23 protein-coding genes and 1 pseudogene are annotated in these 25,999 nt (G+C 71.9%); 14 read left to right on the top strand and 10 right to left on the bottom strand.

Features of this window, described 5'->3' with window-relative positions; genetic code table 11:
• Positions 1–28 precede the first annotated feature (28 nt).
• Positions 29–442, bottom strand: coding sequence for a winged helix-turn-helix transcriptional regulator (locus OG928_RS04670; RefSeq protein WP_406279638.1), 414 nt, complete (start codon positions 440–442; stop codon positions 29–31).
• A 210-nt stretch (positions 443–652) separates the two neighbouring features.
• On the opposite strand from OG928_RS04670, the gene OG928_RS04665 reads away from it, so the two are divergent.
• Together OG928_RS04665 and OG928_RS04660 are read left to right on the top strand one after the other, a co-directional pair.
• Positions 653–1,075: a YjbQ family protein gene (locus tag OG928_RS04665; RefSeq protein ID WP_406279635.1), complete on the top strand. Its 423-nt coding sequence runs from the start codon at positions 653–655 to the stop codon at positions 1,073–1,075.
• A 261-nt stretch (positions 1,076–1,336) separates the two neighbouring features.
• On the top strand, positions 1,337–2,671 hold the full coding sequence (locus OG928_RS04660; protein WP_406279632.1) for a VWA domain-containing protein: 1,335 nt from the start codon (positions 1,337–1,339) through the stop codon (positions 2,669–2,671).
• Positions 2,672–2,751: 80 nt separating this feature from the next.
• Here the strand turns inward: OG928_RS04660 and OG928_RS04655 are convergent, their stop codons facing one another.
• The 4 genes from OG928_RS04655 to OG928_RS04640 form a co-directional block, all read right to left on the bottom strand.
• The gene (locus OG928_RS04655) at positions 2,752–4,455 is read right to left on the bottom strand and encodes a caspase family protein (RefSeq protein WP_406279630.1); all 1,704 of its coding nucleotides are present in this window, start codon (positions 4,453–4,455) and stop codon (positions 2,752–2,754) included.
• On the bottom strand, positions 4,452–4,814 hold the full coding sequence (locus tag OG928_RS04650) for a hypothetical protein (RefSeq protein WP_406279627.1): 363 nt from the start codon (positions 4,812–4,814) through the stop codon (positions 4,452–4,454). Before OG928_RS04650 ends, OG928_RS04655 begins: the two co-directional genes overlap by 4 nt.
• Positions 4,815–4,963: 149 nt before the next feature.
• Positions 4,964–5,803 carry an NAD(P)-dependent oxidoreductase gene (locus OG928_RS04645; RefSeq protein ID WP_406279624.1) on the bottom strand — a complete coding sequence of 280 codons (840 nt, stop codon included), beginning with the start codon at positions 5,801–5,803 and terminating at the stop codon, positions 4,964–4,966.
• Positions 5,800–6,216 carry a RidA family protein gene (locus OG928_RS04640; RefSeq protein ID WP_406279621.1) on the bottom strand — a complete coding sequence of 139 codons (417 nt, stop codon included), beginning with the start codon at positions 6,214–6,216 and terminating at the stop codon, positions 5,800–5,802. The genes OG928_RS04645 and OG928_RS04640 overlap by 4 nt, the downstream gene beginning before the upstream one ends.
• A 96-nt stretch (positions 6,217–6,312) precedes the next feature.
• Between OG928_RS04640 and OG928_RS04635 the strand changes: the two genes are divergently transcribed.
• Both OG928_RS04635 and OG928_RS04630 read left to right on the top strand, forming a co-directional pair.
• Entirely contained in the window at positions 6,313–7,254 is a 942-nt protein-coding gene (locus OG928_RS04635; protein ID WP_406279618.1) for a LysR family transcriptional regulator, read from the top strand.
• 103 nt (positions 7,255–7,357) lie between these two features.
• Entirely contained in the window at positions 7,358–9,649 is a 2,292-nt protein-coding gene (locus OG928_RS04630; RefSeq protein WP_406279616.1) for a germacradienol/geosmin synthase, read from the top strand.
• A 381-nt stretch (positions 9,650–10,030) separates the two neighbouring features.
• On the opposite strand, the gene OG928_RS04625 is transcribed toward OG928_RS04630, so the two are convergent.
• Genes OG928_RS04625 through OG928_RS04610 form a run of 4 tightly spaced genes read right to left on the bottom strand, consistent with a single transcriptional unit; the run spans position 10,031 to position 13,935 of the window.
• Positions 10,031–10,627 carry a GTP-binding protein gene (locus OG928_RS04625; RefSeq protein WP_406279613.1) on the bottom strand — a complete coding sequence of 199 codons (597 nt, stop codon included), beginning with the start codon at positions 10,625–10,627 and terminating at the stop codon, positions 10,031–10,033.
• Positions 10,608–11,030 (bottom strand): DUF742 domain-containing protein, encoded by a 423-nt coding sequence (locus OG928_RS04620; protein WP_406279610.1) that lies wholly within the window; start codon positions 11,028–11,030, stop codon positions 10,608–10,610. The genes OG928_RS04625 and OG928_RS04620 overlap by 20 nt, the downstream gene beginning before the upstream one ends.
• Complete coding sequence (locus OG928_RS04615; RefSeq protein ID WP_406279607.1) at positions 11,027–11,473, bottom strand: roadblock/LC7 domain-containing protein; 447 nt, start codon at positions 11,471–11,473, stop codon at positions 11,027–11,029. Before OG928_RS04615 ends, OG928_RS04620 begins: the two co-directional genes overlap by 4 nt.
• A complete protein-coding gene (locus OG928_RS04610) occupies positions 11,470–13,935 on the bottom strand; it encodes a nitrate- and nitrite sensing domain-containing protein (RefSeq protein ID WP_406279605.1) in 2,466 nt (821 codons plus the stop codon). Before OG928_RS04610 ends, OG928_RS04615 begins: the two co-directional genes overlap by 4 nt.
• Before the next feature lie 203 nt (positions 13,936–14,138).
• Here OG928_RS04610 and OG928_RS04605 point away from each other — a divergent pair.
• The 6 genes and pseudogenes from OG928_RS04605 to OG928_RS04580 all read left to right on the top strand — a co-directional run.
• A pseudogene (locus OG928_RS04605) lies at positions 14,139–14,315 on the top strand (helix-turn-helix domain-containing protein); the annotation flags it as partial.
• 377 nt (positions 14,316–14,692) lie between these two features.
• Positions 14,693–15,358, top strand: coding sequence for a hypothetical protein (locus tag OG928_RS04600; protein WP_406291331.1), 666 nt, complete (start codon positions 14,693–14,695; stop codon positions 15,356–15,358).
• An 83-nt stretch (positions 15,359–15,441) separates the two neighbouring features.
• Positions 15,442–15,657: a hypothetical protein gene (locus OG928_RS04595; RefSeq protein WP_406279602.1), complete on the top strand. Its 216-nt coding sequence runs from the start codon at positions 15,442–15,444 to the stop codon at positions 15,655–15,657.
• 43 nt (positions 15,658–15,700) lie between these two features.
• On the top strand, positions 15,701–16,063 hold the full coding sequence (locus OG928_RS04590) for a DUF2203 domain-containing protein (RefSeq protein WP_406279600.1): 363 nt from the start codon (positions 15,701–15,703) through the stop codon (positions 16,061–16,063).
• A gap of 144 nt (positions 16,064–16,207) precedes the next feature.
• Entirely contained in the window at positions 16,208–17,299 is a 1,092-nt protein-coding gene (locus OG928_RS04585) for an exo-alpha-sialidase (RefSeq protein ID WP_406279597.1), read from the top strand.
• Between the two features lie 145 nt (positions 17,300–17,444).
• Positions 17,445–18,113, top strand: coding sequence for an HAD family hydrolase (locus tag OG928_RS04580; protein ID WP_406279595.1), 669 nt, complete (start codon positions 17,445–17,447; stop codon positions 18,111–18,113).
• Positions 18,114–18,133: 20 nt separating this feature from the next.
• On the opposite strand, the gene OG928_RS04575 is transcribed toward OG928_RS04580, so the two are convergent.
• Positions 18,134–19,126, bottom strand: a complete 993-nt coding sequence (locus tag OG928_RS04575; protein ID WP_406279592.1) for an aldo/keto reductase — start codon at positions 19,124–19,126, stop codon at positions 18,134–18,136.
• A 259-nt stretch (positions 19,127–19,385) separates the two neighbouring features.
• Between OG928_RS04575 and OG928_RS04570 the strand changes: the two genes are divergently transcribed.
• The 4 genes from OG928_RS04570 (at position 19,386) to OG928_RS04555 (ending at position 25,986) form a co-directional block, all read left to right on the top strand.
• Positions 19,386–20,885 (top strand): MFS transporter, encoded by a 1,500-nt coding sequence (locus OG928_RS04570; protein ID WP_406279589.1) that lies wholly within the window; start codon positions 19,386–19,388, stop codon positions 20,883–20,885.
• A gap of 163 nt (positions 20,886–21,048) precedes the next feature.
• Positions 21,049–22,575, top strand: coding sequence for an FGGY family carbohydrate kinase (locus OG928_RS04565; RefSeq protein WP_406279586.1), 1,527 nt, complete (start codon positions 21,049–21,051; stop codon positions 22,573–22,575).
• A 157-nt stretch (positions 22,576–22,732) separates the two neighbouring features.
• Positions 22,733–24,436 carry an FAD-dependent oxidoreductase gene (locus OG928_RS04560; RefSeq protein WP_406279583.1) on the top strand — a complete coding sequence of 568 codons (1,704 nt, stop codon included), beginning with the start codon at positions 22,733–22,735 and terminating at the stop codon, positions 24,434–24,436.
• Entirely contained in the window at positions 24,433–25,986 is a 1,554-nt protein-coding gene (locus OG928_RS04555; RefSeq protein WP_406279580.1) for an FAD-binding oxidoreductase, read from the top strand. The genes OG928_RS04560 and OG928_RS04555 overlap by 4 nt, the downstream gene beginning before the upstream one ends.
• Positions 25,987–25,999 lie beyond the last annotated feature (13 nt).

Raw genomic sequence — 25,999 nt, 5'->3', positions numbered from 1 at the left:
GGCATTTCCGGAAACGCCCGGAAATGGCCTATGCGGCGGGGGTGCCCACCTTGGAGCCGCCGGGTGCGCCGGTTTTCGAGCCGCTGCCCGCACCGCGTTTCGCGGTCGCGGGCTCGGGAGCCGTCGCCGCGATCGCGTCGACGTTGTCCTGCCCCCACTCGCCCAGCGGCAGCAGCGCCTCGTTGAGCGATCGGCCCAGCGGCGTCAGCGAGTACACGACCTTCGGCGGGACCTCGTGGAACACCTCGCGATGCACGATCCCGCGCGCCTCCATCTCGCGCAGCTGCTGGATGAGCATCTTCTCGCTGATGCCGTCCACTTCGCGCCGCAGCTCACCGAACCGCCGGTCGCCGGAGTGCAACGCCCACAGGATCAGCGCCTTCCACTTGCCGCCGATGACATCCATCGCGGCGTCGAGGCCGCAGTGGTATTGGCGGGCCATGACGTTCTCCTCCACTCACCGACACGGGCCGCTGCGTGTCGACGCGCGCCGACACGCACCGACACGCACCGGCGTTCGCCGGTACGCGCCCGTACGCGTCGACCGGCACTTACCGACAGGTAGGTACTGCTCATCATTGTCGGTACACATTCGGCCGAAAGCAAAGGAATCCGCAGCTCGAACGCCCCATGCGTGCGGCAGCATGGGCGCATGAGCGACCTCACCACATCCCGCCTCTTCGACGTCAGCACCGGGCGACGCGAGCGGGTGTACGACCTGACCGGTATGTGCGTGCAGTTCCTGCGCGACGCCGCCGGCGGCCGGGACGGACTGCTGAACGTGTTCGTCCCGCACGCCACCGCCGGCGTCGCGGTCCTGGAGACCGGCGCGGGCAGCGACGACGACCTCCTCGCCCTGCTCGCGGACCTGCTCCCGGCCGACGACCGCTGGCTGCACCGGCACGGCAGCCCCGGGCACGGCCGCGACCACGTGCTCCCGGCACTGATCCCGCCGCACGCGACGCTGCCGGTGATCGGCGGCGAGTTGGCGCTCGGCACGTGGCAGTCGGTCACCATGGTCGACACCAACAGGGACAATCCCGAACGCACGGTACGGCTGACATTTGTGGGCTGACCCGGCGGGCGGATCGACGCGAATCCCCGGCAGCACGCGGTAGATTCCCGGGATCCGGCGGGCGCCGCGTTGAAATGGGTCACGGAATATCACCCGCCACACGGGGTGCATATCGGGCATCAGGGCGATGTTCGGCTGTTCGGGGGGCCGTCGGGGTGTCGTACGCGCGGGTCGCCCGCAGGTCTGCCGGGGCCATGACTAGCCTTACGTAACCGTCCTGATCGTCGGGATGGCGTCCCTCACACAGGTAAGGATTCGCCGATGGGTTTGAGGAGTCTGCTGCGCAACGTCTTTCGTTCGCGGGCGTCCCGCGAGGCGGCGGAGACACCCGAGACGACGGACGTCCGCGCCGAACCGACCGAATCCCCGGTCGTCGCACCGGAGCCGGTTCACGCACCGGAATCGGTCGAGGCGCCGGAGCCGGTCCACGTACCGGAGCCGGTCGAGGAGCTGGAGCCGGTTCACGCGCCGGAGCCGGTCGAGGAGCTGGAGCCGGTTCACGCGCCGGAGCCGGTCGAAGCATTGGAGTCCGTCGACGCGCCGGAGCCGGTGGTCATTCCGGAATCACGCGGTGAGTTCACGACTCCCGCGCCCGCTCCGGCCCCGATTCCCGTGCAGGCACCGCCGGTAGCGGCCGAGCCGGTCGCGGATGTCCCGGCGGAGCCGGTCGCGGAGCCGGCCGAGGCCGTCGTCGAGGTCGAGGCCCCGGCGGAGGTCCCGGTGGAGGCCACGGCGGAGGCCACGGCCGTCGCTGCGGAGAGCGAACCGGCGGAGTCCGTCGCGTCCGAGGCCGAGGTCGACTCGGCAACTGCCCCCGAACCGGTCGTGGTCGCCGAGGCCGCGCCCGCACCGACGTCCGTCGCCACCGTGCCCCCCGCGCGCGCCGAGGACGTCGCCCCCGTCGTGGGTGCCCGTTTCGAAGCCGCCGCCGCGGCCGTGGACAAGTGCGGTCTCGCCGGCCGCGGCGTTTCGGTGTACCTCGTCCTGGACCGCTCGGGTTCGATGCGCTCCTACTACAAGGACGGCACCGTCCAGCACCTCGCCGACCAGACGCTCGCGCTGTCCGCGCAGCTCGGCGAGGCCACCGTCCCGCTCGTGTTCTTCTCCACCGACATCGACGGCACCGCCGACCTCGACCTGACCAACCACGTGGGTCGGATCGGGGAACTGCACGGTGCCTACGGCCACATGGGCCGCACCAACTATCACTGCGCGATCGCCAAGGTGGTCGAGCACTACCGCGCCTCCGGCAGCACCGACCCGGCCCTGGTGATCTTCCAGACCGACGGCGCGCCGACCAGCCGCCCCGCCGCGGCGAAGGCGCTCTGCGAGGCCGCCGGGCTGCCGATCTTCTGGCAGTTCGTCGGATTCGGCGACCCCGAGGCCAAGGGCTTCGACTTCCTGCGCAAGCTCGACGAACTCGCCGTTCCGGAGCAGCGGGTGGTCGACAACGCGGGCTTCTTCCACGCCGGCCAAGACCCGCGCCTGCTCTCGGACGCGGAGCTGTACGACCAACTCCTGCTGGAATTCCCGGAATGGCTGGGCGAGGCGCGCGCCGCGGGGGTCATCACGACCCCCGTCGACGCCCTGGTCTAGTGCACGGCGACGCCCGCCGGACGACCGAAAGGGTCGTTCGGCGGGCGTATTTTTGACGGCAGATCAGGAGCGTGGCCGGCTCAGCTGCCTCCCGGCATGGGCAGCAGCAGGCTCGCGACCGTGCGGGTCGCCTCCTCCAGGGCCACATCCAGCACGTGTACGGAGTCGATCAGTTGCTCGTCGCGCTTGGCCGACGCGTACGTTCCGCGGACGATGTCGTACGACTGACCGGCCAGGGCGCGCTCGGTGAGCGCGGGCAGCAGGCTCGGGCCGCCACCCACGGAAGCCAGCAGTTGCAGGGCGGGGGCCGCCAGCGCCGCCGACAGCACGGATTGCGCCGGGCTCCCGGACTCGGGCAGGCCGGCACGCAGGCGCAGGTAGGCCGCACCGCCGCCGGGAACGACGCCGTGCCGGAGCGCGTCGGAGGCGACCGCGATGGCCTTGTTCACCGATTCGGTGCGGTGCGTGGGGTTGAGGCGTACCCGGAGGTCCGGGATTGCTGTCGGAGAGAGCGAGTCGAGCGCGTTGGCGATCAGGCGTCCGGTCGCCTCGTCCGTCGCGGTTGCCACCAGTCGCATGAGCTGATCGTGATGCTTGATGGGCGTCGCAGAGGAGCGCAGCGACTGCCGAAGCTCAGTGACCTCTCGCACCAATTCCCGGAGCAGGGTCAGCGGATCGCACTCCCCGTCCAGGACCGACTCGCGGGCCCGTGACGCCGTCGCGTCCGCGAGCAGCACCGCCGTCGCGGTTCCGTCGTGCGCCTCGTCGGCCACGCGCTCCAGCAGGGCGCCGGCGAGCCGTGTGCCCGCCTGCTGCTCCGCATCGCGGAGGAACCACCAGCGGTCGACGTCCCGTGCTTCCGACGGCGTCGGCCGATCCGCCAGGCCGGCCGGGCCGTAGCGCAGCCCGATCTGCCTGGCCGCCTCGGCGAAGTCGGCCACGAGCCTGTCGGTGCCCGATCCGCCCGCCCCGTCCGACGTGCCCGACCGGGCTCCTTCCGCACCCGTCACGCCGCGCGCCGGAACCGGGTCGAGCACCGGCACCCGTGCCGCGTTCCGCAGCACGCAGATCCCGGCCGCCGTGTTCCGGTTGCTCTGCTGCGGGAGTTCCCGGCCCTGCGCCGCCAACCGCCGGTAGAGCTCGAGGTAGAGCGATCCCATGTCGACGAGTTCCGAGTCGTTCTCGACCCCCTCGGTGACGCACTTGATCAACTCGCCGGTGAACGCGGTGAATTCCTCACCCGGTGGCGCGGCGGCCCGGCGCGTCTCGGCCGTCGCGGTCAGCACGCTCGTGCCCAGCACGGCGACCTGCGCGGCCCGGTCCGGCGCGCCCATCGCGCCGTGCATGGCCCGACCGCTGAAGCAGCAGTCCATGATCAGCACCTTGCGCGGCGCCCGGGTCGAGGGCGCGCGGAACACCCGGCGGACATCCTCGTAGCGCAGCGCCGTGTAGATGCGGTCCGGCCGGGTGTGTGCCAGCGCGAGATGGAACGAGTCGTCGAGGTGGTCCACCAGGCCGTGCCCCGCGAAGTACACGAGCAGGGTGTCGGTCGCCTCCTCCGCCGCGTGCGACAACACGTCCAACACCGCGTCGGCCGAGCCCGGTTGCTCGAGCACCACGCAGTTCTCGGCGGGCAGACCCCAATACCGCGGATCGCGCAGCAACCGGCTCAGCTCTTCGAGGTTGCGCCGCACGGCCGGCAGTTGCTCCAGCGCCGCGTAGTCGTGCGTGCCGACCAGGACCGCCCGCGACGTCGCGGGATCGGCGAGTCGCGGCTGGGTCACGCAGGATCCCCGGGCTCCTCCAGCGCGCGCACCGCTCGCGAGATGTCGGCCTCCGACGCACCGGACAGCACCACTTCGACATCGCCGCGCCGGACCACGATGTCCGGTCCGCCGGGTCCCGCGATCGGTGCGCGCGAACGACGCCAACCGGCGATCGCCACCAGCAGACCGCTCAGGCCGATGCCGTTGCTCAGCACCACGTTGACCACATCGAGCGTGGCGCCCATCGCACCGGTCGTGCCGTCCTCGGCGTAGCTCATCGCGGCGCCGCCCCGGACGTCCGGGTCCATCGCCAACCACCGCTGCAACGCCGCGACTTCGATGCCTTCGTCGCCGACCACGCTCACCTGCACGAGCACTTGCCGCCACCCTTCGGACCCGTCGGGAGCCCGAGCCGGCGCGATCACCGGGCGGGCCGACCTGCCCGGCCATGATGCCGGCATCGGTTCGAAATGGGTCATGGTTCGCGCAGGTCGGCGCCCTCGGCGGAGTCGATTTGCAGCGCGCGTCAGTCGGGTCGGCGGCCCAGCGCCGCAAGGTCGCGATCCCCGTCGCCCGCCCGGACCGCCGCCGAGCCGACCTCCGCCGCCGCGCGGGCCATCGCCAGCGTGCCGGGCGCCGCCGCGCACGCGAGTTCGAGGTCCTTCACCAGCGCGGCCACCGTGAAGTCGGCGCCGGCGTAGGCGCCTTCGTCGAGTCGGTCGCGCTTTCGGGTGACCAGGCCGCCGATCGCGCTGCGAGCCAGTACGTCGAGCACGTCCGCGCGGTCCAGGCCCAGCTCGGCGCCCAGGCGCACCGCGTCGTGCAGGCCCGCCGCCGCGATCCCCAGGCCCAAGTTGGCCACCAGCTTGAGCGCGGTCGCCGCGCCGATCGGACCGGCGTACCGCCGCTCGCCCGCGTGCGACCACGCGTGCAGCACCGGCTCGGCCGCCTCGACGTCCCCGGCCGCCCCGCCGGTGAGCACCACCAGCGTTCCCGCGCGCACCGCCGGGACCGAGCCCAGGACCGGCGTCTCCACATACCGAAGCCCCGCCGCGCGCGCCGGTTCGGCGAGCCGACGCGACTCGTCCGGGCCGAGCGTGGTCGCGTTGAGCACGAGCGTGCCCGGCGCGGCGCCGGCCACGACCCCGGCCGGTCCGAACAGGACCGCCTCGGCCGCCGGGCCGTCGTACACGAACACCACGACCGCCTCGACCCCGCGCGCAGCGTCGGCCGCACTCGCCGCGCTCGTCGCGCCCGGCACCTCGCGCGGCGTCCGGTTCCACACCGTCACGTCGTGCCCGGCGGCCACGAGCGCGGCGGCGCCCGCCGTGCCCATCCGACCCAGGCCGCAGACCGCGATCTTCACGCGCCGGCCTCGTCGACCAGGGCGAACGCCTCGACCTCGAGCAGCAGTTCGGGCATGAACAGAGCGGCCACCTGGACCGCCGAACTGGCCGGCGGCCGGGACATGTCGACGACCTCGTCGCGGGCCGCCCGGATCTGCGGCAGGTGCGCAATGTCGGTGACGAAGTACGTCAGCTTGATCACGTCGTCGAACGTCGCGCCCGCCGCCGCCAGACACCGGCTCAGATTCCCGAACACCTGCCGGGCCTGGGCGCCCGGGTCGTCCTTGCCCACCACGTCGCCGTGCTCGTCGAACGCGACCTGGCCGGAGATCGCCACGAGCCGGCCGGTACCGGTCACGACGTTGGTGTACCCCTTGCCGGGCCGGACGCCCTCGGGGGCCGGGATGTGCGTGAGTCGCTCGGAAGTCGTCATGCGGTCATCCTCACGTGCCAACCACCCATCCCACCAGCGCATATTCCGCAGGGCAGGTATGCGTGTCACGCATGGCCGCGACTATCCTCGCCGGGCATGGACCTCCTCGCCCTGCGCTCGTTCCTGGAAGTGTGCCGACACGGCTCGATCAGTGCCGCCGCGCACACGCTCGGGTACACCCAGTCCGCGCTGTCCCGGCAGGTCGCGGGCCTCGAGGCGCGCCTGGGCGGCCCGCTCCTGGCCCGGCACGCGCGCGGGGTCCGGCTCACCCGCGCGGGCGAGGTGCTGCGCGAGCACGCGATCGTGATCCTGGCCCGGGTCGAGCGGGCCGAGGAGGAGGTGCGCACCGCCGAGGACCGCGCCGTCACCCGGGTCCGGGTCGGCGCGGTACCCACCGCCGCGGTGTCGCTGCTGCCGGACGCGCTCACCGCGTTCGCGGCCGAACGCCCCGCCGTGCGCGTCACGTTCGCGGAGGACTTCTCGCCGCGGCTGGTCCCGCGCCTGCTCGACGGCGAGTTCGACGTGGCCGTGGTCACCGACTACCCGCCGGGCCTGCCCGTGTACGCCGGCCTCGACCTGGTGCACGTGCTCGACGACGAGTTGTACGCCGTGCTCCCGGCCGGCCACCGACTCGCCGGCCGGGACGTGTTGGAGCTGGCGGAGCTCGCCGACGAGACCTGGGTCGAGGACTACGAGGGGGCCGCCGCGGTGCTCACCGGCGCGTGCGCGCGGGCCGGGTTCACGCCGCGGATCGACATCGAGTGCGGGGGCTGGCTGGGCAAGCAGGCGTTCGTCGCGGCGGGCTTCGGCGTGATGCTCGCGCCCGGGCTGCTGACCCGCGCGATCCACCGCGGTCTGACGCTGCATCGGCTCGTGGACCCGCCGCGCCGCAGCGTGTACGCCGCGCTGCCGCGCCGTCCGGAGCGTTCGGATCACCCGGATCACCCGGATCGCCCGGATCGCCCGACGGGCAACGCGGACGCGGTGGATCGGTTCGTGCGCGCCCTCGTGCGCACGGCGCGCGTCCAAGATCGTTAAGCCTGCGTCCGCGCAATTCACCTGATCGGACGAGAACCGCCGCTCCGCCCCGATCCCGGTGATCGCGAGACCTAGCGTGTGCCCTGGCGAAAGGGGCGCATCGATGCCACAACCCTTCGAACTCCCGCAGTTCTACGTGCCGTATCCCGCGCGGCTCAATCCGCACCTCGAAGGCGCGCGCGAGCACTCCAAGGCGTGGGCCCGCGACATGCGGATGATCGAGGGCTCCGACATCTGGGACGAGCACGACTTCGACTCCCACGACTACGCGCTGCTGTGCGCGTACACCCATCCCGACTGCACCGGGCCGCAACTCGACCTCGTCACCGACTGGTACGTCTGGGTGTTCTTCTTCGACGACCACTTCCTCGACATCTTCAAGCGCACCCACGACATGGCCGGCGCCAAGACCTACCTCGAACGCCTGCGCGCGTTCATGCCGGTCGACTCCACCGGTCCCATGCCCACGCCGACCAATCAGGTCGAGGAGGGCCTGGCCGACCTGTGGGCGCGGACCATTCCGAGCATGTCGCGGGAGTGGCGGGAGCGGTTCGCCGAGAGCACTCAGGCGCTCCTGGAGGAGTCGCTGTGGGAGTTGGCCAACATCAACGAGGGGCGCGTCGCCAACCCCGTCGAGTACATCGAGATGCGGCGCAAGGTCGGCGGCGCACCGTGGTCCGCCAACCTGGTCGAGTACGTCGCGAACGCCGAGGTGCCCGCGGTGATCGCGGCCTCCCGGCCGATGCGCGTGCTCAAGGACACCTTCGCCGACGGCGTCCACCTGCGCAACGACCTGTTCTCGTACCAGCGCGAGGTCGAGAACGAGGGCGAGAACGCCAACGCCGTTCTGGTCTTCGAGAAGTTCCTGGGCTGCACGACCCAGGAGGCCGCGGATGCGGTCAACGAGCTGCTGACCTCGCGCCTGCACCAGTTCGAGCACACCACGTTCACCGAACTCCCGCCGCTCTTCCTCGAACACGGCCTGGACCCGCAGGCGTGCATGGACGTGATGGGGTACGTGAAGGGCCTGCAGGACTGGCAGTCCGGCGGGCACGAGTGGCACATGCGGTCGAGCCGGTACATGAACGGGGCCGGGGCGGGCGGCGGGGGCGGTGCGGCCAGGCTGCCGGGCCTGGGGGGCGTGAGCGGGGTGCTCGCCGGTCCGCAGGGGATCGGTACGTCCGCGGCGCGGATCCTGCCCGGTCTGGTGGCGGGGCTGCGTAGCGGCCTGCGCAACTTCACGCACGTCCCGTTCCAGGCGGTCCAGCCGTACGACATCCCGGACTTCTACCTGCCGTTCGCGCCGCGGATCAATCCGCACCTCGCGGCCGCCCGGGAGAACGTCGTCGACTGGGGTCGGCGGATGGGCATCACCGAAGAGGGGTTGTGGGACGAGCGGGACCTGCGCAACATCGATCTGCCGCTGTGCGCGGCGGGCATCGCGCCGGAGGCCACGGCCGACGAGCTCGACGTCGCGTCCGCGTGGCTGGCGTGGGGGACGTACGGCGACGACTACTACCCGATCGTCTTCGGCCGCACGCTCGACCAGGTCGGCGCGAAGGTGTACACCGAGCGGTTGAAGACCTTCATGACGATCGACGACGGGCCGACGCCGACGGCAGGCGACGCGATCGAGCGCGCGCTGGCCGACCTGTGGGGGCGGACGGCCGGGCCGATGCCGCCGGAGTCCCGGCGCCGCTTCCGGCGCACCATCGAGGACATGATGGACAGCTGGCTGTGGGAGCTGGCCAACATGGCGGCGAACCGGATTCCCGACCCGGTCGACTACATCGAGATGCGGCGCAAGACCTTCGGCTCGGATCTGACCAAGAGCCTGTCCCGGCTGTCGCACGGCGAGGTGGTGCCGGACGAGGCGTACCGCTCTCGCGCGGTCCAGGCGATGGAGAACTCGGCGTCCGACTTCGGGTGGATGATCAACGACGTCTTCTCGTACCGCAAGGAGATCGAGGTCGAGGGGGAACTGCACAACCTGCTGCTGGTGGTGCAGAACTTCTTCGGGTGCGATTTCGCGCAGGCGCTCGTGATCGTGAACGACCTGATGACGTCGCGCATGCGGGAGTTCGAGCGGGTCGTGGCGACCGAACTTCCGGCCATGTACGAGGACTTGGCGTTGGAGTCGGCGGCGCGGGAGGCGTTGGACGGGTATGCCCGGGCGTTGGGCGACTGGAACGCGGCGATCTTGAAGTGGCATCAGGAGTGCGTGCGCTACGCGGATCCGAAGCCGTTGGTGCCGTTTCCTTGGCAGGAGGGTGGTGGGGGGGCCGGCCGGCGTGTGGTGGGGCGGTCTGTGCCGCGTGTGCCGTATGGGCCGACCGGGCTTGGTACGTCTGCGGCTCGGCTTGGGGGTGTTCGGTCCGGCGTTGCCGCGTGGTGAGGTGTTGACGGGCGGGCCGGCCTGCGGCCCGCTTGGCCTCAAGCGCCGGCCGGGCTGGATTGGCCCGGCCTGCGGCCGAGGCGGCCTCAAACGCCGGCCGGGCTGTTTGGCCTCAAACGCCGGCCGGGCTTGATGTACCCGGCCTCCGGCCGAGGGTGGCCTCAAGCGCCGGCCGGGCTACTTGGCCTCAAACGCCGGCCGGGCTGATTTGGCTTGGTCTTCGGGTATATACAGCCCGGCCGGCGTTTGAGGCCACCTCGGCCGGAGGCCGGGTACATCCAGCCCGGCCGGCGTTTGAGGCCGAGCGGGCCGCAGGCCGGCTCATGTCAGCCTGGCCGGCGATTGAGGCCAACGTCAGCCCGGCCGGCGTTTGAGGCCGGGTCAGGATCGGGGGGCTGTGAGTACCGGGGCGGTGGCCATCAGGTGGTCGATCAGGGACAGGAGGACATCTCGGCCGGAGGCACGCGCACGCGCATCGCATAGGAGCGTCGGGACCTCGTCGCCAAGGTCCAAGGCATCGCGGACCTCGGCGACCGTGTAGTCGACGGCCGAGTCGAAGCGGTTGACGGCGACCACGAACGGGATGCCCCGGCGTTCGAAGAAGTCGATGCTGCCGAAGCTGGACTCCAGGCGCCGCGTGTCGACCAGCACGATCGCGCCGAGCGCGCCGATCGCCAGGTCGTCCCACAGCGACCAGAACCGTTCCTGGCCGGGAGCCCCGAACAGATACAGGACCAGGTCGTCGGACAGCGTTATCCGGCCGAAGTCGAGCGCGACCGTCGTGTGCGACTTCGCCTCGATCCCGGCGGTGTCGTCCACGCCGACGCCGGCCTCGGTCATCACCTCTTCGGTGTGCAGCGGCGGCACCTCGCTGACCGCGCCGACGAGTGTGGTCTTGCCGACCCCGAATCCGCCCGCGATCAGGATCTTGACCGCCGCCGCGTTCGCGGGCAGTAGGTCAGAGCCGAAGGAGACCATCGCGTACCTTCTTCAACAGGGCCAGATCGGGGGTTCGGGCCAGCGCGAGTGGTGCCCGGACGGTCACCAGACCGTCGCGGAGCAGGTCGTCGACGAGCACCTTGGTGATGCTCACCGGCAGATCGATCAGGGCCGCGATCTCGGCGATCGCCTGTGGCTCCCGGCACAACTCCAGGATTCGCTGATGTTCGGGCTGGCGGCCGCGCGACTCACGGGTGGTCCGCCGCGCGGCGGATGCCGGACCGTCGGGCGGGGTCGCCGGCGTCGCCTCGACCGTGGTCACCAGCGTGATCAGGGTCAGGTCCTCGTCGCGCACCGCCTTGGTCCTCCCGCGCGTGAGCGTGTACGGGCGCACCAGCGGTCCCGCGTTCTCGTCCCACGCGTGCTCCCACCGGGAACTCACGCCGGACCGCCCGCGTCGCTCCCGCGCGGTTTGGTGCCCAGATACTCGCCGACCTTCTTCACGAGCATGTTCATCTCGAACGCGACCACGCCCACGTCCGCGCTCTGCTCGGCGAGCACCGCGAGGTGTGCGCCCTTGCCGGCGGCGGTCAGGAACAGGAACGCGTCGTCCATCTCCACGAGCGTCTGGCGCACCGAACCGCCCTTGAAGCCGCGCCCGATGCTGCGGGCCAGGCTCTGTAGGCCGGCCGCCGCGGCCGACAACTGCTCCGCGTCGTCGCGCGGGATCGTCTCGGACCGGCTCATCAACAGCCCGTCCTCGGACAGCACCACCGCGTGCCGGGTGTCGTGCACGCGCTTGACCAGGTCGGTCAGCAGCCAGTCGAGCCGGCTGTCGGTCGCGGTGGTGGCGATGCCGCCGGCGTGCTCGGACGTGTTCGTCATGACGGTTCCCCAGGGTGCGTGGTGCTTCCGGCAGCGGGCTGCGGGCCCGACGCGGGCTCGGACTCGGCCGGCGCGGCCGGGACGGACTGCGGCTCCGGCCCCGACCCGGATCGGGGGTCGGGCACGGAATCCGGCTCGGGAGTCTCGCGGGCTCGTTCGCTCGCGCGGCGGAACGCGGACAGTGTCGCCGCCGCGTCCTGCGGTGAGGTACGGGACGCGGGATCGGTTTCCGGCTCGGCCGGTTCGGCCGACTCGGCGCGCAACGGCACGGCCCGTTTGGCCTGGCGCACCCGGCGCGGGAGCACCCGGCGGCCGTCCGCGGTGGTCTCCTCGGGCGCCTTGGCGGGCGCCGGCGGCAGCGCCGCGACGGGGACCGGCTCGGGCGGGGCGGGCAGCGCGAGCGGCTCGGGGTGCTGACGGCCCACCGACTCCGGCGCCGCGATCTGTACCTGCTCGAACGGCCCGGCGGTCTCGGCCGGTTCGGCCGCGCCGCGCATGATCAGCTCCTCGGGCAGGAACACGATCGCCAGCGTCCCGCCGTACGGGGACGGGCGCAGCGTGACGCTCACCCCGAGCCGATCGGCGAGCTGCGCGACCACGAACAGGCCCAGCCGCACGTCGTCGGCGAGCGCGATCACGTCGAACGCGACCGGCACCGACAACTGCCGGTTGAGCACGTCGTACTCGTCCTCCGGCATGCCCAGGCCGCGGTCCTCGATCTCGATCGCCAGGCCCTTGGCGACGGTGACCGCCCGCACGTGCACGGGCGTGTCCGGCGGCGAGAACATCGTCGCGTTCTCGATGAGTTCGGCCAGCAGGTGGATCACGCCGCCCACCGAGGGGCCGGTCAGCTCCAGGTCCGGGTCGGTGTACACCTCGACGCGGTGGTAGTCCTCGACCTCGCCGATCGCGCTGCGCACCACGTCGACGATGCGTACCGAACGACTCCACCGGCGGCCCGGCCGGTTGCCCGTGAGCACCACAAGGTTCTCCTCGTACCGACGCAGGCGGGTGGCCAGGTGGTCGATCGTGAACAACTCGCGCAGCAGTTCGGGATCCTGGTGCCGGCGCTCCATCGCGTCCAGCTCGCCGATCTGACGGTTCACCAGCGACTGGGTGCGCAGCGCCGTGTTGACGAAGACCTTCGCGAAGCCCTGGCGCTCGCGCGCCAGTTGCACCGCGCCGTCGACCGCGGCCCGCTGCGCGGTGTTGAACGCCGCCGCCACCTGGCCGATCTCGTCCCGGTCGGTCACCAGGTCCGGCGTCTCGGCGGCCACGTCCACGTGCTCGCCGCGCTGCAACCGCTCGACCACGTCGGGCAGCCGACGCGTGCCGAGTTCGACGGTCGCGTCGCGCAGCCGGAACAGCCGCAGCCGGACCGAACGCGTCACCCGCCAGCACAGCAGCCCGCCCACCAGCACGAAAGCGAAGCTGATCGCGCTGAGCAGGTACACCTGGTTCCAGCTGTCGGAGGTGGCCGCGTCACCGGTCGCGAAGATCTGGTCGGTGCGGCCGAAGTCGAAGGCCGTCACCAATCCCTCGACCTGGTCGTTCGTCGCGCGCCACTTGGCCACGCCGCCCGGCAGCGCGACACCGGCCCCGGCGGCCCGATCGCGGGCGGACTCCTTCGGAGCGTCGACCGCCGCGATGATCGCGTCCTCCGTCGCGACCAGATCCCGCCAGGCCGTGCTCTGGGTGAGCACCGTGTACAGCGGACGCAGCCGGGCGGGCAGGTAGGGCTCGATCTCGACCGCGTAGGCGTGCCGACGCACGCCCACGGCCTGGACGAACTCGGCGTAGTCGTGCTGGGTCAGCCGGCCGTTCGCCTGCGCGAACGTCACCAGCAGGTCCTCCTGCGCCAACGCCTCCCCGGCGCGGAACTGGTTCACCAGGAACGAACCCACGTACGTGACATCGGTGTCGGACGTCTCGGCCAACGCCTGGACCATGGTGATCTGGTTGGCGATCTGCTTCGTGTAGTAGCCGAGCCAGCGGTCCCGCCCGCCCGAGCCGGTCGCGTCCACCTGGCGCCGGACATCGGCCAACTGGGCCAGTTCCGGGAGGATCTCGCGGGCCCGGCGCACCGCGTGCCCCGGAGTCTCGCGCGCGCCGCTGTTCGCGAAGCCGACGAACTGCCGGACGGTCTCCGTGGTCCGCTCCCGCTGCGCGCGCAGGGCCTCGACCGATTCGGCGGACGGCTTGGCCATCCACGCCGCCGTCAGCCGCCGTTCCTGGCGGAGCGCGATCATCGTGTTGTAACTGGGGGTGCCCGCGCGCGAGGCGACGGAGATCTCGTTGTCCAGGCCGCGCGCGTGGTCGGCGAGCCGGTAACTGGCGAAACCCCACAGCAGCACCATCGCCATCGAGGGCACCACGGTCAGCAGGACCAGCAGCGTCCGGATGGACAACGTCCGACGCGGCCGTGAGCGCGCCTGCGGCCGGTCGGCTCGGGAAGAACGCATCACTGGCCTCATCGACTTTCTCCCAGGGGCAAACCGGTCCGAAATTCGATTGCCGCGACCCGGCCGAAGGTACCGGCGGACACCCCGACAGAATCCACGCAGTGTGCGTGGGTATCCGCTGTCACGCGCACCACATATACACCACCACGGGCATTGGCCACAGGCACCACATCCGGGCACCACCTAGAGGGGGTACAGGCATCATGCACACGGTGAGTGGGATCGGCCGCCGACTAGCGTTCTGGCGTACCCGTCGCGGCCTGACCCAGGCCGACTTCGCCCGGCTGATGGGTCGATCCGTGCGCTGGGTCGAGGACGTCGAGGCCGGTCACCGGCAAGCCGACCCGCGCCTGTCCGTCCTGGCCCGGGCCTGCGACGTGCTGCACATCGGGCTCGACCGGCTGCTGCCCGGCAATCCGACCGAGGGCGGCGGCCCGGAGACCGATCCGCTCGGCGCCATCCGCGTCGCGCTGCGTCGCGCCGACACCGCGTCCGCCCGGCTGGGGGAGCCGGCCCGGCCCGCACCGGATCTGCCGATCCTGCGTCGGGAGTTGGCGTACGGCTGGACCGCGTACGCGGCGGCCGACTACCTGTGCCTGGACCGCGTGGTCGCCCCCGTGCTGGACGCGACGACGGGGACCGAGGTATCCGCCGCCGGCGGCGCCGCGACCAAATCGGCCGCGACGGCCGCCGTGCGCTCCGACGCGCTGGGCCTGGCCGCCGCGGCCGCCGGCACGTTCGGCGACGCCAACCTCGCGTGGCGCGCCGCCGACCGCGCGGTCACCGCGGCCGGTCGCAGCGGGGACGTGGTGGTCCTCGCGCTCGCCGCACACCGGCTGACCGGCGCGATGGTCCGGCACGAAGGGCCGGCGCGGCGGCCGAATTCGCGCTCGGCGTCGACGCGGACCTGACCGCGGCGGCGGGCCTGCGCGGTGCGGCCGGGCGGGCGGCGCTGCGCACCCTGCGACTCGGGGCGGCACTGGCCACGGCCCGACTGGGCGACCGGCCGGCCACCCGCGACCTGCTGGACGCGGCCGAGCGGGCCGACCCCGGCGCGATCCAGGTGCCGCTGTGCCGGGTCACCGCGCACATGCTGCTCGGCGAGTACGCGCGCGCGATCGCCGGCCGGTTCGCCCCGACCGGACTCGCCGTCCTGCCGCGCGGCCGGCAGGCCCGGCACCTCATCGACATCGCGCGCGCCCTCGCCGGGGTCGGCCGGCGCACCGAGGCGGTCACCGCGCTCCTGGACGCCGAGACCGCGGCCGCGCAGGAGATCCGCTGTCGCCCGGACAATCGCCGCTTCGTCGAGGACCTGCTGCGCCTGGACCCCTCCGCCGACGGCGACGAGGCCAGGCTGCGCGCGCTGGCGGCCCGCTGCGCGGGAAATGGGTCGGCGCCGCGAGAACGGGCATGGATCATGTAGCACCGCGGGACCACCCCGCGGTGGCGGGACGTTCCGTGGTCATCGCACGACACGGCGGGACCACGCGACCCCTGGGAGTCATCGTGATCACGATCGTCTTGTTCGCGGCCGGCCTGGCCGCCGTCATCGTCGCGATCGTCGTCGCGGTCGGCAGGCGCGGTGCCACCACGAACCACGAGGGCCTGCTCGTCGAGCGCGGCCGGACCGTCCGGGCCGAGGCCGACGGTGGCATTTTCAACGTGCACGCCAACCACGGCTCCCGGCCCGGTGTGGAGGAGAACGACAAGCTGTTCGGCTGAGCCGCCGGCACCGGCCGCCGGCGGACGTGGGAGGCTGTGCCCCATGGGGCTGTTCACGGTGGACGAGGCACGCGCCGAGCTGGCCCGACTGCTGCCGGTGCTGGACGAGCTGATCACCGTGCGGGCCGACGCGGCCGAGCTGACCGCCGTGCTCGAACACGGCGCGGCCCCCTCGGACCTGGGCGGGTTGCCCGAGCTCAAGGGCATGCAGGCCCGGCTCGACGACCTGATGACCCGGATCCAGCAGACCGGCGCCGAGCTCAAGGGCTTCGCGCCGCTGCTCGTCGACTTCCCGGCCGACCTCGACGGCGTGCCGGTGCTGCTGTGCTGGCTCGAAGGCGACCGCGAACTCGGCTGGTACCACCGCCTCGACCTCGGCTTCCCGGGTCGCCGCAGGCTGCCCTAGGAGTTTCGCGGCCCCGGCGTGGCAAACGTGTGGCCCAGGCGTGGCAACCGTGTGGCCACGGTGCGGCAAAAGGCATCGAATCGGGCGAATATCACATCCGCCGCGTAGCGTTTCCCGCACACGGAACGCTGCCTGGAGGCCACCATGACGAACTCCGTTCTGCTCGCCGTCGGAACCCGCAAGGGACTGTGGCTGGGCCGCGCACGCGACGACGAGCCCTGGGAATTCACCGGGCCGCACCACCCGATGACGGGCGTCTACTCGGTCGCGATCGACACGCGTGGGGACGCGCCGCGGGTGATGGCGGGCGTGGCCCACGAGCAGTTCGGCCCGATCGTGGTGATCAGCGACGACCTCGGCGCCACCTGGCGCGAGCCGGACCTGGGCCGGATCGGCTTCCCCGAGGACGTGGGCGCGTCGGTCGAGCGGGTCTGGCAACTGACGCCCGGCCCGCCATCGGAACCGGACGTGGTCTACGCCGGGGTCGAACCGTCCGCGCTGTTCCGCTCGGAGGACGGCGGTCGGTCCTTCACGCTGGTCCGCGCGCTGTGGGACCACCCGCACCGGCCCAACTGGGGGGCAGGCTACGGCGGCCAGGCGATCCACACCGTGCTGCCGCACCCCACCGACCCGCAGCGGATCACGGTCGCGATGTCGACCGGCGGCGTGTACGTGACCGAGGACGGCGGCGCGAGCTGGAACCCGTCCAACACCGGCATCCACGTCTCGTTCCAGCCCGACGAATACCCCGAGTACGGCCAGTGCGTGCACAAGGTCGCCCGCCACCCGGACCGCCCCGACCGCCTGTTCCTCCAGAACCACCACGGCGTCTACCGCAGCGACGACGCGGGCGCGACGTGGAAGTCGATCGCCGACGGCCTGCCCGCCGACTTCGGCTTCACCATCGTGGTCCACCCGCATCGCCCGGACACCGTCTACGTGGTCCCGCTCACCGCCGACATGCTGCGCTTCCCCGTCGACGGCCTGTGCCGCGTCTACCGCAGCGAGGACGCCGGCACGACCTGGACCGCCCTGTCCGACGGCCTTCCCGACGCCTTCTGGACCGCGGTCATGCGCGACGCGATGTGCACCGACGACGCCGAGAACACCAGCCTGTACTTCGGCTCCCGCAGCGGCGAGATCTACCGCGGCCGCCACCACGGCGACCACTGGCAACGCATCGCCCAACACCTTCCCGACATCCTCTCCCTCCGCGCCGCCACGCTCCGCGACTGACCTCGGGCGCCGAGCGCGGCCCGGGTCCGAGCGCGGCCCGGGCCCGAGAGCGTTCATGTGTTCGCCATCCCGGTGTGGTGTGCCGATCACGTCGGTCTGGCAGCGTCGTGGGCGCGTCCTGCCGAGTCCGTCGAAACGAGTCAGTGTGTCCGTCCAGCCGTCCTCCGCCGTGTTGTTCGACATGGATGGGACCCTTGTCGACACCGAGCGGTTGTGGTGGGAGGCGGTCGCCGACGTGGCGGCTCGGGTGGGGTACGTGCTGGGGGAGACGGACGCGGCGGACGTGGTGGGGCACGCGATCGGGCATACGGCGGCCTACCTGCACGCGGTGGTCGCCGAGGCGCCCTGTGTGCACGAGCTGTCCGACGCGTTGGACGCGGCGTTCATGGCGCGGGTCGAGCGGCGGATCGAGCCGCTGCCGGGGGTGCTCGCGCTGCTGGACGGCCTGGCCGCCGCCGGGGTGCCGGTCGCGATCGTGTCGGCGTCGCCGCGCCGGGTCGTGGACCTGGTGCGGGACGCGCTGGGGGCCGACCGCTTCGCGGTCACCGTCGCGGCCGAGGACGTCGCGCGGACGAAGCCGGACCCCGCCCCTTATCTGGCCGCGGCGACCGCGCTCGGGGTCGAGCCGAGCGCGTGCGTCGCGGTCGAGGACACGGTCGTGGGCATCACGTCCGCGGAGGCCGCCGGGTGCGCCGTGCTCGCGGTGTCCACGACCACGCCGATCCCGCCCGCACCGGGCCGCCGAGTGGTCCCCTCCCTGGCCCGCGTCGAAGCCGGGGACTTGATCAAGTCCCCGGCATCCCAGGCGAGTTGACGCGGCGGGTCGACGACCGGTCAGACCTGCGCGCAGAGCCGGTCGACCTCGGCGATCTCGGCGGCGGTCAGATCCGGTTGACCCACCGCGGACAGGTTCTGCTCCAACTGGCGTACGCTGCTCGCGCCGACGATCACCGACACCACCCGCTCGTCCCGCAGCAGCCAGGTGAGCGCGAGCTGGGCCAGCGTCTGACCGCGGTCCCGCGCGAGCTTGTTCAGCGCGCGGATCAGCGCCAGGCGCCCGTCGGTGAGCGCGTCCTCCCGGAGGAAGTGGCCCACCGCCATCCGCGAGCCGGCGGGCACGCCGTCGAGGTAACGGTCGGTCAACAGGCCCTGGGCCAACGGCGAATAGGCGATCAACGCGGTACCGGTCTCGCCCACCGCGTCCAGCACGCCCTGCTCCGGCCCGCGGTCCAGGATCGAGTACGCCGCCTGGTTGAGCAGTACCGGTGTACCCATCTCGCGCAGGATCGCGACCGCCCGACGGTGCTGTTCGGGGCCGTAGTTCGAGATGCCCGCGTACAGCGCGCGCCCGGACCGAACGGCGGTGTCCAGCGCGCCCATCGTCTCCTCCAGCGGAGTCTCCGGGTCGTAGCGGTGCGAGTAGAAGACGTCGACGTAGTCCAGGCCCATCCGACCGAGCGACTGGTCCAGGCTCGCGAGCAGGTACTTGCGCGAGCCGCCGTCGCCGTACGGCCCCGGCCACATGTCGTAGCCCGCCTTCGAGGCGATGAACAACTCGTCGCGGTAGGGCCGGAAGTCGGCCCGGAAGTGCACGCCGAAGTTGGCCTCGGCCGAGCCGTACGGCGGGCCGTAGTTGTTCGCGAGGTCGAAGTGCGTCACGCCGAGATCGAAGGCCCGGCGCAGCACCGCGCGCTGAACCTCCATGGGCTGGGTGTCACCGAAGTTGTGCCACAGTCCGAGCGAGACCGCCGGCAGCTTGACCCCACTGGCACCGGCCCGGCGGTAGCGCATCGATTCGTAGCGGTTGTCCGCGGCTGAGTGGATCATGGGCCCCATCCTCCCGCCTGAGCGCCGCTCCCGACAGCGTCCGCGAGCGGGCATCTCGAACGCCGGTGATCGGCGGCCCCGGGGTGATCGGGGCGATCGGGGCGATACGGACCCTTGACAGCCCCAAATACCGCTCATAGGGTCCAGATCATTCTTTGGCAGGAACAGACGAAGACCACCTGTCGGTGGCTTCGCTGTGCCCTCCTACGCGTTAGCGCTCGCGTGTCGCCGACTGGTCCTTTTTTCGAAGGACGGGCTTATGGCACAGAAGCAGAGCGTCAGAGGCGTCAAGGACGTCGTCGCGCTCATCGACCGGCTGGGGAGCATCTCCGGTCGGGCCAAGGTCATCTGGTTCCTCGTGTTCGGGGGATTGTTCCTCGACGCATACTCCAACGCCGCGCTCGGCGCCGGGCTCGCCCCGATGACGAAGCAGATGGACCTGAGCAGCACTCAGGTCTCCATCCTCACCGCCACCGCGCCGGCGCTCGCGATCCTGTTCAACCCCATCGGCGGCTGGCTCGCGACCCGGATCGGCCGGGTGCCCCCACTGCTGATGGCCAAGCTGTTCGCGCTTGCCGGTGCCGTGATCGCGGCCACCGCCGACGACTTCACCGTCGTGTGGTTCGGCCGGGTGCTGGTCGGCGTCGCGTACGGCGTCGACTTCGCGGTCGCGATGGCCCTGCTGGCCGAGTACACGCCCAAGTCGCTGCGCGGCCGGCTCAACCTGTGGCAGGGCATCTGGTACATCGCCACCACCGGCAACCTGCTGCTCACCCTGATCTGCTTCAAGTTCGACGTCGGCGCGGACATCTGGCGCTGGTCGGTCGGCTCGGCCGGGGTGATCGCGCTGAGCCTGTTCGTCCTCCAGTGGCTCTTCCTGGTCGAGAGCCCGTCCTGGCTGGCCACCAAGGGTCGCCTGGAGGACGCGGTCCGCAACCTGGAACGGATCTACGGCATTCGAGCCGTCGCCGCCACGCCGGCCGCCGCGGGTGCCGCGCACGACGACGCGGACGCCGACGAGGTCCCACCGAACGTGGGGATGAAGCAGGCCGGGATCCTGTTCCGGGGCAAGTACCTGCCGCGCACGATCCTGTCCTCGGCGATCTCGCTCGCGCAGTCGATGCAGTACTTCGCGGTCGGCTGGTACCTGCCGGTGATCAGCCTCGCCATCTTCGGCAACAGCTTCGAGAAGGCCACGGTCGGGTCGATGGTGTTCAACGCCTTCGGCATCGTCGGCGGCCTCCTGTCCGCGTACGTCGGCCGCAGGCTCGGCCTGCGGGTGAGCTCGGCGATCGGCTTCGGCGGCGTGTTCGTGATGCTCGTCGCGATGGGCCTGACCTTCGACCGGGTGCCGACCTGGATCGCCTTCATCCTCCCCGCGATGTTCATCTTCTGTCACTCGGCCGGACCCGGCGCGAACGGCAAGTCGATCGCGGCGCTGTCCTACCGCAGTGAGGTGCGCACCCTCGGCACCGGTGTCACCGGGATGATCGGCAGCTTCGGCAGCGTCGCGGGGCTGTACCTGTTCCCGCAGATCAAGGACGGGATCGGGCTCGACAAGACGTTCCTGGTGCTGGCCGTGGTGCCGCTGCTCGGCCTGATCACCTGCTTGTTGATCAAGTGGGACCCGACCCGGGCGATCGCGCCGGACGAGGACCCGGACGTGCCGGTCCTGACGGAGCGGGCGGCGAAGCCCGCGGGATCCGGGGAGCCCGGCGAGTCAGGTGAGCCCGGGAAGTCCGCGTTGGTCACCCGCTGAGCGGGGTCGACCACGAAAGACTCGCAATCGGGCTCATCGGGCTCATCGTGCCCATAAGGCCCATAGGGCTCATCAAGCTCATCGGGCCAAGCGGGCCAATCGGGCTCATCGAGCTCATCGTGCCCATTGGGCTCATCGGAACCAACAGACCGAAAGGGCTGTGATGACGCAGACGTTCCACGACCCCGGACGGCGCCTCGGCATCCTGTCCGTGGACGAGGGCACCACGGGGACCCGGGCCGGAGTCGTGCTGGACTCCGGGACGGTCGGACACGTGGTGTACCGGCAGATCGCGGTGAACCACCCGGACGAGAACTCGGTGGAGCAGGACCCCGTCGAGATCTGGACGGCCACGCTGGCCGTCTGTCGCGAGGCGCTGGCCTGGGCGCGCGCGAACAACGTCGAGATCGCCGCGCTCGCGCTGTCCACGCAGCGGGCCACCGCGATGCTGTGGGACCGGCGGACCGGTCTGCCGCTGGTGCCGGCGTGCGTGTGGCAGGACCGGCGGTACGCCCGGCACCTGCTCGCCTACGAGGCCGAGTGGGACGACGTGCTGACCGCGCGGCTCGGGCGACCGGTGGGCAGCCGGGCGCCGTTCTACTGGGCCGCGCGGCAGATCGCGGAGGTGCCGGCGGTGGCGGCGGCCTACGCGGCCGGGACGCTCGCTTTCGGCACCGTCGACACCTGGTTGGCCTGGAAGTTCACCGGCGGGGCCGCGCACGCGATCTCGGCGAGCAACGCCGGTTCGGCCGGCGCCTACCTGCTGCGCGAACACGCGTGGGACCGCGCATGGGTCGAGCAACTCGGGTTTCCGCTCGAACTGCTGCCGGACCTGTTCGCCGACGACGACCGGGGCTACGCCGACACCGACCCCGAACTCCTGGGCGTCGCCCTGCCGTTGGCTGCGGTGATGGGTGATCAGCACGCGGCGCTGATCGCGCTCGGCGGGCTGAGCGCGGGGCAGGGCATGTGCGTGTACGGCACGGGCACGTTCGTGGACGCGGCCACCGGGGGCACCCCCGCGCTGCCGATCCCCGGGGTGACCGGCGTGCTCGCGCAGCCCGGGTGGCGGCAGGGCGACACCACGCACTTCAGCCTGGAGGCGTACTGCTCGACCACCGGGTCCGCGCTGCGCTGGTTGTGCGAGGACCTCGGCTTCTTCGCCTCGCCCGCGGAGATCGGCGAACTCGCCGCGCACGCCGAGGCGGGCGCGGGCCGGCGCGCGTGGTTCGTGCCCGCGCTGGCCGGCATCCGTACCCCCGCGTGGCGTCCCGAGGCCCAGGCCGCGCTCAGCGGCCTGACCCTCGCCACCACCCGGGCCGACGTCGCCCGGGCCGTCCTCGACGGGATCGCGCACTCGGTGTGCGACCTCATCGACGGCGTCGCCGAGACCATGCAGGCGCCGTTCCGGCGGCTGCGGGTGGGCGGCGGCGTCGCCGGCAGCGACACGCTCATGCAGATCCAGGCGGACCTCGTCGGCCTGCCGCTGGAGCGTGCCGCCGACTCCGCGACCGCGAGCCTGCGCGGCACCGCGTATCTGGCCGGCGTCCGCGAGGGCCTGTGGTCCTCGCTCGAGGAGGTGGTCGAGGCGCAGCCGCGCGGCCGCGTCTTCGAACCCGCCACCGCGGCCGGGTGGCGCGGCGAACAACGGGCGGTCTGGCGTGCCGTCCTGGCGCCGCACCTCGGCTGAACCACGCACGGGCGGCACGCACTGCGGCACCACGTACCAGGCACCACGTACCAGGCATCACGTACCAGGCATCACGTACCAGGCATCACGTACCAGGCACCACGTACGACCCCGGGGGTCCGTCATCGGACCCCCGGACAAACCCCAGGAGTTGACTGTGATCACCTTGCCCGCCCGCAAGCCTCGGCGTGCGTCAGCGGCGGCCACCCGTGGGAAGCCGTTGCTTCTCGACCGGAGCGCGGCCAAGCGCCGACTGGCGGACCACGGGTTCGACGTGCTCGTGATCGGCGGCGGCGTCACCGGTGCCTACGCGGCCCTCGACGCGGCCTCGCGCGGCCTGGACGTGGCCCTGGTGGAGAAGGACGACTTCGCGTCGGGGACATCCTCCAAGTCCTCGAAGATGGTGCACGGCGGCCTGCGCTACATCGAGCAGGGCAACGTCAACCTGGTCCGGCACTCGCTCCTGGAGCGGCACCGCTTCCGCAAGAACGCGCCGCACCTGGTGCACCGCCTGCCGTTCCTGTTCCCGATCCTGGAGAAGGAGGGCATCTTCGACGCCCGCCTCGCGAAGGGCTTCGAGGGCCTGCTCTGGACCTACGACCTGGTCGGCGGCTGGCGGATCGGCAAGCTGCACCAGCGGCTCACCGTCGACGAGGTGCTCGCGCACGCCCCCACGCTGCGCGCGGAGAACCTCAAGGGCGGCCTGATGTACTTCGACGGCCGCGCCGACGACGCCCGACTGGTGCTGACCATCGTGCGCACCGCCGTCGCCCTCGGCGCCACCGTGCTCAACGGCGCGCGGGTCGACCGGGTGCTGACCGAGCGCGGCCGGGCCGCCGGTGCCCGGATCGTGGTGGACGGCGAGGAGATCGACGTCCGCGCGTCGGCCGTGGTCAACGCGACCGGCGTATGGAGCGACACCGTCGACGGGATGGCCGACGCGGACCACAAGCCGCAGGTTCGCCCCGCCAAGGGGGTGCACATCGTGGTGCCGTGGAGCAAGGTCCGGATCGACTGCACGGTCACCGTGCCGATCCCGGGCCGGGCCCGCCGCGCGACCTGCACGCGCTGGGGCGACTCGGTGGTGCTCGGCACCACCGACGAGGACTACCAGGGCTCCGCCGACGACGTGCACTGCACGCGCCCGGAGATGGAGTTCCTGCTCGAAGGCGCCAACACCGCCTTCGAGGGCAAGCTCACCCCCGACGACGTGGTCGGCAGCATCGGCGGCCTGCGCCCGCTGGTGGGCAAGAAGGAGGGCGCGACGCTCGACATGAGCCGCGACCACCACATCGACGTCGGCGCCGGCGGCATGGTCACCGTCACCGGCGGCAAGCTCACCACCAGCCGGCACATGGGCGAGCTGGTGATCGACAAGGTCATGGAGGTGCTCGGGCGCAAGGGCCGGAGCCGGACCGCGAACCTCGCGCTGATCGGCGGCGCCGGCTACGACGCCGAGGCGGTCGCCGCCTCCGGCGGCATGGCCGCGCACCTGGGCGAGCGCTACGGCACCGAGGCCCGGTTCGTCTCCGACCTGCTCGCCGACGACACCACGCTGGCCGAGCCGGTGGTCGCGGGCATGCCGTACATCAAGGCCGAGGTGGTCTACGCGGCCCGCTCGGAGATGGCCCGCTCGGTGGACGACGTGCTGTCCCGGCGCACCCGCGCGCGGCTGTTCGCGCGCGACGCCTCGGCCGCCGCCGCGCCGGAGGTGGGCCGCCTCCTGGGCGCCGAACTGGGCCTGACCGCCCGGCAGATCGAGCAGCAGGTCGCGGACTACCTCGCGGCCGTCAAGCACGAGAAGACCGTGCTTCTCGAAGGACCCGAAGCATTCGAAGCACTCGAAGGAGCAGCGAAGTGATCAGCAGGCAGACCATCACCAACCCGTTCAACCGCGGCGACTACATCGTGGGCGCGCCCACACCGCCGAAGTGGGCCCGCGCCACCCCGGTGGGTGACGGGGAGGCGTCGCTCCAGGGCACCGTGGTCGAGGTCCCGGACCCGGTGATCGAGGCTCTGCGCGGCGTCGCCAAGGCCGTGCACACCGACCGCGCCGAGGTCGTCACCCGCACCCGCGACTGGTGGGCGGGCACGATGATCGGCGAGACCGACGGCCGCCCGGCCACCCCGGACGCGGTGATCGTCGAGGTCGTCGACGCCGACCAGGTCGCCGCCGTACTGCGGATCTGCAACGCGGCCGGCGTCCCGGTCACCGCGTCCGCGGGCCGCAGCAACGTCACCGGCGCGGCGCTGCCGGTGCACGGCGGCGTCGTGCTCGACCTGTGCGGGCTGAACCGGATCGTCTCCTTCGACGCCGAGTCGCTCGTCGTGGACGTCGAGGCGGGCATGTTCGGCGACCTCTTCGAGCAGGAGCTCCAGGAGACCTACGGCGCCACCACCGGCCACTGGCCGTCCGCGTTCGCGGTCTCCACGGTCGGCGGCTGGATCGCGTGCCGCGGCGCCGGCCAACTCTCCACCCGCTACGGCAAGATCGAGGACATGGTCGTCGGCATCGACGTCGTGCACGCCGACGGCACCCGGGCCACGTACGGCGACTATCCGCGCGCCGCGACCGGCCCCGACCTGCGGCAGGTCTTCATCGGCTCGGAGGGCACGCTCGGCGTGATCACCTCCGCGCGGATCCGGGTGCACCCGCTGCCGTCCTACGCCAAGGCGCTCGCGTTCGGCTTCGAGACCTTCGCCGAGGGCCTGGACGCGTGCCGCAAGATCATGCAGCGCGGTGCGACCCCGGCCGTGCTGCGGCTGTACGACAGGCTGGAGAGCGGGGTGCACTTCGACCACCCCGAGACCAACCTGCTGCTGATCGCGGACGAGGGCGACCCGATCCTGGTCGACGCGATGCTCGCGGTCGCCGCGGACGTCTGCCTCGCGTACGGTCCCGAGTTGGACAGCGACGCGGTGTTCGAGCGCTGGCTCAAGGAGCGGATGCTGGTGGGCAAGTCCGCGGACGGCTTCACGCCCGGCCCCGGCTTCGTCGCCGACACGCTGGAGATCGCCGGGTCCTGGACCGCGCTGGCGCAGGTCTACGACGAGGTCGTCGCGGCGATCCAGGCGGTGCCCGGCACGCTGGCGGCCTCCGCGCACCAGTCGCACGCGTACACCGACGGCGCGTGCGTGTACTTCTCGCTGCGCGGCGACGTGGATCGGCCCAGGCGGCGCGAGTGGTACCGCGCGGTGTGGGACGCGGCGAACGCCGTGCTGATCCGGCAGGGCGCGGCCCTCAGCCACCACCACGGCTGCGGGCTGCTGCGCGGTCCGTACCTGCCCGACGCGCTCGGCGCCGGGTTCGCGACCTTCGTCAAGGTCAAGGAGACCCTCGACCCGGCCGGAATACTCAATCCTGGCAAACTGGGGCTTCCCAGCCGCTTCGACGCGGACTCCACCCGCTGAGGCGGCCCCGGCC

This window comes from Embleya sp. NBC_00896 (assembly GCF_045207785.1).
Classification (GTDB): Bacteria; Actinomycetota; Actinomycetes; order Streptomycetales; family Streptomycetaceae; genus Embleya.
The sequence above is the reverse complement of the archived record's forward strand: the minus strand, read 5'-3'. Positions and strand labels throughout refer to the sequence as shown.